At 74.1% G+C, this 6,433-nt stretch carries 9 protein-coding genes and 3 tRNA genes; 1 reads left to right on the forward strand and 11 read right to left on the reverse strand.

Features of this window, described 5'->3' with window-relative positions:
* Positions 1–567: 567 nt before the first annotated feature.
* The 9 genes from PYV61_RS19105 to PYV61_RS19145 form a co-directional block, all read right to left on the reverse strand.
* Positions 568–639, reverse strand: a tRNA-Lys gene (locus tag PYV61_RS19105).
* A 43-nt stretch (positions 640–682) separates the two neighbouring features.
* Positions 683–759, reverse strand: a tRNA-Arg gene (locus PYV61_RS19110).
* Between the two features lie 43 nt (positions 760–802).
* Positions 803–876 (reverse strand) — tRNA-Pro (locus PYV61_RS19115).
* A 38-nt stretch (positions 877–914) separates the two neighbouring features.
* The gene (gene rdgB / locus PYV61_RS19120) at positions 915–1,535 is read right to left on the reverse strand and encodes an RdgB/HAM1 family non-canonical purine NTP pyrophosphatase (RefSeq protein WP_275834581.1); all 621 of its coding nucleotides are present in this window, start codon (positions 1,533–1,535) and stop codon (positions 915–917) included.
* On the reverse strand, positions 1,532–2,215 hold the full coding sequence (rph, locus tag PYV61_RS19125; RefSeq protein WP_345785264.1) for a ribonuclease PH: 684 nt from the start codon (positions 2,213–2,215) through the stop codon (positions 1,532–1,534). The genes rdgB and rph overlap by 4 nt, the downstream gene beginning before the upstream one ends.
* Before the next feature lie 22 nt (positions 2,216–2,237).
* Positions 2,238–2,732, reverse strand: a complete 495-nt coding sequence (gene rfaE2, locus PYV61_RS19130; RefSeq protein WP_275834585.1) for a D-glycero-beta-D-manno-heptose 1-phosphate adenylyltransferase — start codon at positions 2,730–2,732, stop codon at positions 2,238–2,240.
* Positions 2,729–3,238 (reverse strand): LptE family protein, encoded by a 510-nt coding sequence (locus PYV61_RS19135; protein WP_275834587.1) that lies wholly within the window; start codon positions 3,236–3,238, stop codon positions 2,729–2,731. Before PYV61_RS19135 ends, rfaE2 begins: the two co-directional genes overlap by 4 nt.
* Before the next feature lie 4 nt (positions 3,239–3,242).
* Complete coding sequence (locus tag PYV61_RS19140; protein ID WP_275834589.1) at positions 3,243–3,884, reverse strand: hypothetical protein; 642 nt, start codon at positions 3,882–3,884, stop codon at positions 3,243–3,245.
* Positions 3,881–4,303 carry a thioesterase family protein gene (locus PYV61_RS19145; RefSeq protein WP_275834590.1) on the reverse strand — a complete coding sequence of 141 codons (423 nt, stop codon included), beginning with the start codon at positions 4,301–4,303 and terminating at the stop codon, positions 3,881–3,883. Before PYV61_RS19145 ends, PYV61_RS19140 begins: the two co-directional genes overlap by 4 nt.
* Before the next feature lie 92 nt (positions 4,304–4,395).
* On the opposite strand from PYV61_RS19145, the gene PYV61_RS19150 reads away from it, so the two are divergent.
* Entirely contained in the window at positions 4,396–5,181 is a 786-nt protein-coding gene (locus PYV61_RS19150) for a UDP-2,3-diacylglucosamine diphosphatase (protein ID WP_275834592.1), read from the forward strand.
* Here the strand turns inward: PYV61_RS19150 and murI are convergent.
* Positions 5,116–5,943 carry a glutamate racemase gene (gene murI, locus PYV61_RS19155; RefSeq protein WP_275834594.1) on the reverse strand — a complete coding sequence of 276 codons (828 nt, stop codon included), beginning with the start codon at positions 5,941–5,943 and terminating at the stop codon, positions 5,116–5,118. The genes PYV61_RS19150 and murI overlap by 66 nt on opposite strands.
* On the reverse strand, positions 5,940–6,433 hold a 494-nt coding region (locus tag PYV61_RS19160; RefSeq protein WP_275834596.1), incomplete at its 5' end, for a hypothetical protein. The genes murI and PYV61_RS19160, both read right to left, overlap by 4 nt.

The following is a 6,433-nucleotide window of genomic DNA, read 5'->3' on the forward strand; positions in this document are numbered from 1 at the left end:
GTGTTAAGCACGCCGCCAGCGTTCGTCCTGAGCCAGGATCAAACTCTCCAATAGAAGAATTCGTCTGCTCTTTCGAAGCGCTGTCTCACGCTGTCGCGGAGACAGCGCGTCCGAATCACTTGAATGATCAGGTCTGAACTCTCGCCGGCCGCCTGTCGCTGCCGGGTCTACGAGTCCGCCTCGCACATCCAACGATCTCTGCTCGATTGTCAATCAGCGTTGGGTCGCCGCGTTTTCTGCGGCAGCCTCTTATTGTACTTCGGCTCGGTCAGTCCGTCAAGAGCGTCGCTGAACTTTCATTCGCAACCCACTTGAGGCGCACCCGCCTAAATCGTTCCGGCGCTTCGACTTCGCCCGCCGCGTCAGCGGCGACTCATGTATCTTAGCCAGCCCGGGATCCGACTTCAAGGGGGGTTCGCGATCTCGTCGCAAACCGCTCGTGAACCAGTCGCCAGGGCGGCAGGGCCTCGGGATAACCCACCCGACGCCGCAGGTTCCGCCGCCTCCCCACCCGTCCGCCGGGGGGAGACGAAGCCGGGGCCGCTCCGAAGAGGGCCCCGGCCGTAGTGCTCCGAGTAGGACTCGAACCTACAACCTACTGATTAAGAGTCAGCTGCTCTACCATTGAGCTATCGGAGCAGACAACACCCGTACAACTCCCAAAACCTAACCCGGCCCGGAGTGGCGCGCCAGGAGGGACTCGAACCCCCGACCAACAGCTTAGAAGGCTGTCGCTCTATCCACCTGAGCTACTGGCGCATCGTGCCGCGGGGAGCCCCGCACCACCGAGGTCCCTGCCAGGTCGGGGCGACTGGATTTGAACCAGCGACCTCCTGCTCCCAAAGCAGGCGCGATACCAGGCTACGCTACGCCCCGGCGTGCGGCGAAAAACGTAGCCGACCCCGGTGCCGACGTCAACGGCCGGCGTCCGCCCCCAGCGCCGCGACGAGCGCGCGGAACGCCCGCCCCCGGTGGCCGACGCGCCCCTTCTCCGCCGCCGACGCCTCCGCGAACGTCACGCCCAGGTCGTCGCTCAGGAACAGCGGATCGTACCCGAAGCCGAGTCCTCCGCGGGGGGCCTCGAGGATGCGGCCGGCGGTCTCTCCGCGGCGGACGACCTCCCGCCCCTCCCCCACGTACGCCACGACGCAGACGAAGCGCGCGGTCCGGTCCGCTGCGCCGGCGAGCGCGCGCACGAGCGCGACGTTGTTGGCGTCGGTCTGCGACTCGCCGGGTCCGGGCATCGTGTACCGCTTGCTGCGGACCCCGGGGGCGCCGCCCAGCGCGTCGACCGCCAGCCCCGAGTCGTCCGCGATCACCGGCAGGCCGCCCGCGCGCGCGTGGAAGTGGCGCGCCTTGGCGAGCGCGTTCTCCTCGAAGGTGTCGAACGCCTCGAGCGCGTCCTCCTCGGGCGACTCGGGGATCCCCGCGGAGACGAGGTCCACCGGCTCGAGCCCCACGGTGGCCAGCAGCGCGCGCAGCTCGCCGAGCTTGCCGACGTTCCGCGTCGCCACGACCACCCGCCGCGTGCTCACGCGACGCCCAGGGCGGCCCGCTGCCGCGCGTCGAGGTCGCGGATGCCGAGCTCCGCGAGGTCGACCAGGCGGTCGAGCTCCGCGCGGCTGAAGGTGCCGTGCTCCCCGGTCCCCTGCACCTCGACGAGCCCTCCCTCGCTCGTCATGACGACGTTCATGTCGACCGCCGCGCGCACGTCCTGCTCGTAGTCGAGGTCGAGGCGCGGCACGCCGTCGACGATCCCGACGCTGACCGCGGCGACGCGCCGCCGCACGGGCGAGGCCTTCACGAGCCCCGCGCGCACGGCCGTGTCGAATGCGTCGACGACCGCCACCGCGGCGCCGGTGATGCTCGCGGTGCGCGTCCCGCCGTCGGCCTGCAGCACGTCGCAGTCGACGCGCACCGTCACCTCGCCGAAGCGGAAGTCGTCGAGCATCGCGCGCACCGAGCGCCCGATGAGGCGCTGGATCTCCTGCGTGCGCCCGCCGATCTGCGACCGCTCGCGCTGGGTGCGCGTCTTGGTCGCGCGCGGCAGCATCGCGTACTCGGCGGTGAGCCACCCCTGCCCCGAGCCCTTGCGCCAGCCGGGGACGCCGGCCTCCACGCTCGCGGTGCAGAGGACGCGCGTCTTGCCGAACGCGACGAGGCACGAGCCCTCGGCGTACTCGGCGACGCCGCGCTCGAGGGAGACGGCGCGCATCGCGTCGGCGGCGCGCGGAAGGTCAGCGGGTGCCGCCACGGAGCTTCTCGATGATGGAGGTGGTGGACTGGCCGGGCGTGAGCGGGATGACCACGACGTCGCCGCCGCGCGCGCGGACCTCGGGCGCGCCGACGATGGTGTCCTCGCGGTAGTCGCCGCCCTTCACGATCACGTCGGGCCCGAGCCAGCGCACCAGCTCGAGCGGGGTGTCCTCGCCGAACACGACGACGGCGTCCACGACGCCGAGGGCGGCCAGCACGTAGGCGCGCTCGGCCTCGCTGCGCACCGGGCGCTCGGGGCCCTTCAGCCGCCGCACCGAGGCGTCGGCGTTCAGCCCGACCACGAGCGCGTCGCCCTGCCGCCGCGCGCCCACGAGCACGTCGACGTGGCCCGGGTGCAGCAGGTCGAAGACGCCGTTCGTGAAGACGAGCCGCCCGCGCACGCCGGCGCGCCACGCGCGCGCCTCGTCCCACCCCATGACCTTGCGCGCGGGGTCGAGCGCGTCGGGCGCGGTCACCACTGCGAGGTCGCCCCCTCGATGATGTCCGCGATGACCTCCTGGATCGCCTGGCGTCGTCCGGCGGCCTCGTTCTGCTCGGCGTACTCGCCCTTGGCGGTGAGCCCCTTCTTCTCCCAGAGCGTGCGGCCGCTGGCCTGGTCGACGATCGCGACGTCGACGACGAGCTGCAGCTGGCGCCGCGCGGTGGTGGCCTGCGTCGGGTCGGCGCTGAAGCCGATGGGCACGTCGATCTCGTACTTCACGATCGTGCCGCGGACGATCGCGTCGGCGCGGTTCTCCGACGCGTCGCGCAGGTTGAGCCGGTTCTGCAGCTCGCGGCGCATCGCCTCGAACAGCTCGCGCTGCAGCTCGGGGACGGGGGTCTCGTTCTCGAACGGGAGCACCGCCATGCTCTTGATGTTGCCCGGGAGCCCGCCGCCCTGGAACCGGTACGGCGAGAAGCGGCAGCCGCCGAGCAGCGCGGCCGCGCCGGCGGCGAGGAACGCGCGGCGCGACGTCGGCACGGGCTCAGCGCGGCCAGATGGACGCGGGGAAGGCATCGACGGTCTCCGTCCGTTGCACGTCGAGCGAGAGCGCGCGGCGCTCGCCCTCGTGGCGGTAGCGTACCGCGCTCGAGTCGCGCTGCACCCACTCCTGGATGCGGCCGCCGTCGATCCGCTCGATCCGTCGCAGGCGGCCGGCGACGTAGGTGACGCGCCACGTCGGCCCGCGCCCGACGTCGGCGCGCACGGTGTCGCCCGACGACCGCACGGTGGTGTCGGAGGCGGCGGGGAGCGCGAGGCGGCCGAGCGCGGCCCAGAGCAGCGGCGCCGGGGGGATGAGGCGGCGGATCATGTCGCCGCCGGGCGCGCTCACGCGGTCGCCGATGAGCACCGCGTAGCCGCCGCCCATGCCGCCGTCGACGAAGAAGTCGAGCCGCCCCGAGTCGGGCGGGGCGAGGCGCGCGACGCCCTCGCCGCGGGCGCTGAACCCCTCGGCCTCGTCGTAGCGCCAGCGGAACACGAGCCGCTGCGGCGTGGGCGCGAGCGCGGTGCGCGGGAGCGCGACCTCAGGCGTGGGCGCGCCGGCGCGCGGGCGGACGAGCGGCGCGCACCCGGCGGCCGTGAGCGCGAGCGCGGCGAGCGGCGCAGCGAGGGACCAGCGCGTCACGGGGCCTCCGGGGCGACGGCGCGCTCGAGCAGCTCGCGCACCGCGGGCGGGATGGACGCCGGTCGGCCGTCGCCGGCGATCGCGACCAGGCGAGTACTCGCGCTCACGAGGCGCGCGCCGTCGGCCGCGCGGCTGACGACGTAGTCGAAGCTCACGAGGCGCGAGCGCACCTCGGTGCAGCGCGTCTCGACGCGCACGACGTCGTCGTAGCGCGCCGCGCCGTGGAACCGCATCTGGAGGTCGCTGACGGCCAGCCCCACGCCCTGCGCCTCCATGTCGCGGTAGCTCATCCCGGCGGCGCGGATCCACTCCGTGCGGCCCACCTCGCACCATGCGAGGTAGTTGGCGTGGTACACCACCCCCATCTGGTCGGTTTCGGCGTAGCGGACGCGCAGCTCGGTCACGTGGGGGCGGCTCACGGGGGCAAGATGGCCGGCCCGGGGGGGCGCTGTCCACCCGAGCGGCCGCGGCGCGACTTTGTCGCCGCCCGGGGCGGGGCTAGACTTGGCCCGTGCTCCCCGCCCCGACCTTCGTCATCGCCGACGTCCACCTCGGCGTAGCGCCGCGCGAGACCGAGCGGGCCCTCGTCGCGTTCCTGCGCTCGCTGCCCGGACGCGCCGGCGCCCTGCTGATCGACGGCGACCTGTTCGACTTCTGGTTCGAGTGGCGCACGGCCATCCCGCGCACGGGCTTCCGGGTGCTCGCGGCGATCGCGGACGTCGTGGACGCGGGGGTGCCCGTGACCTGGATCGCCGGGAACCACGACTGCTGGGGGGGCGACGTGCTGCGCGAGGACGTGGGCGTCACCTACCACTTCGGGCCGTGGCTGGGCGAGCTGGCCGGCTGGCGCGCCCGCGTCGAGCACGGCGACGGGCTGCGCGGGAAGGAGGACCGCGGCTACCGCGCGATCCGCCCCGTGCTGCGCCACCCGCTGTCCAAGGCGGCGTACCGCATGCTCCCGGTCGACGCGGCGAGCCGGCTGGCCACGGGGAGCTCGCAGGCGAGCCGCACGTACCGCCCGCGCGACGACGGGCTCGGGATCCGGCGCGCGGGGATCGCACGCCTCGAGGCGGAGCCCGACCTCGAGCTGTTCGTGCTCGGCCACTCTCACGTCGCCGGGATCGAGCGGGCGCGCACGGGCGGCGTGTACGCCAACGCGGGCTCGTGGCTCGACGCGCCGACCTACCTGCGGGTCGACGCGCGCGAGATCGCGCTCTGCCGGTGGGACGGGTCAGCCGAGGGTGACCGTCTCGACGCGCTCGAGCGGCGTCCCGAGGAAGCGCTGCGCCATCCGTGAGAAGTGGTCGGGGGCGTCGCTGGCCACGAAGCGGTGGCGCGGCGCGCTCCCGGCCGGCGCCGAGAGCCCGCGCTCGGCGAGCACGCGCCCCGTCTCGGCGGCCGTCTCCTCCGCGCTGTCGATGAGGCGGACGGCGCGCCCGACGACCTCGCCGACCACCCCCTTGAGCAGCGGGTAGTGCGTGCAGCCGAGGACCAGCGTGTCGACGTGGCGGTCGCGCAGCGGGTCGAGGTACTCGTGCGCGACGAGGCGCGTGGCCTCGTGCGACAGCCAGCCTTCCTCGACCAGCGGCACGAACAGCGGGCAGGCGGTGCCGAGCACCTCGGCGTCGGGGCGCAGCGCGCGGATCGCGCGGTCGTAGGCGCCCGACGCGATCGTGCCGACCGTGCCGATCACGCCGATGGCGGCGCCGCGGGTGGCCCGCACGGCGGCGCGCGCGCCCGGCTCGACGACGCCGACGACGGGGATCGTCTGCTCGGCGCGCAGCGTCGGGAGCGCGTGCGCGGTGGCCGTGTTGCAGGCGACGACGATCGCCTTCACCCCCTGCTGCCGCAGGAACTCGGCGATCTCGCGGCTGTAGCGCCGCACCGTCTCGGGGCTCTTGGGCCCGTAGGGGACGCGCGCCGTGTCGCCGAAGTAGACGATCGACTCGTGCGGCAGCTGGCGCATGATCTCGCGCGCCACGGTGAGCCCGCCGATCCCCGAGTCGAAGACGCCGATCGGGGCCGCGGGGTCGTGCGCGTCGGGCGGCAGCGCGGTCACCAGCGGAAGCGGAGGGAGACGCCGGTGCCGTGGCGGCTGCGCTGCGCGCCGACCTGCCCCGGCAGGTCCCACAGGTTGGCGGCGACGAACGCCTCCGCGCCGGCGATGAGGTGGTTGAACGCGATCACCGCCAGCCAGTCCTCGAGGTGCACGCGCCGCGAGCGCACCAGGTCGTCCGGGAAGGGCCCCTCGCCGCGCGTCGGCGTGTCCGTCGGAAGGCCCGTGGCCGTGTCGACCGGGAACGCGAGCGGGATGCTGTCGGCGCGGAACGCCTTGGCGGCGCGCAGGTCGTAGAGCGACTTGGACGCCATCGCGATCGCCACCACCTCGACCGCGACGAACAGCGCGCCGGCGGACGGGCGGTCGAGGCGCGCCTGGCCGAGCCCCGGCACGAGGAGCGACGACAGGAAGGCGCGGCGGGGCGGGACGGGCGGCTCGAGCCCGGGGCGCGGCGCGACGGCGGCGCGCGGACGCCGCGGCCCGCGCGCCG

It is taken from the genome of Roseisolibacter sp. H3M3-2 (assembly GCF_029211165.1).
Lineage (GTDB): Bacteria > Gemmatimonadota > Gemmatimonadetes > Gemmatimonadales > Gemmatimonadaceae > Roseisolibacter.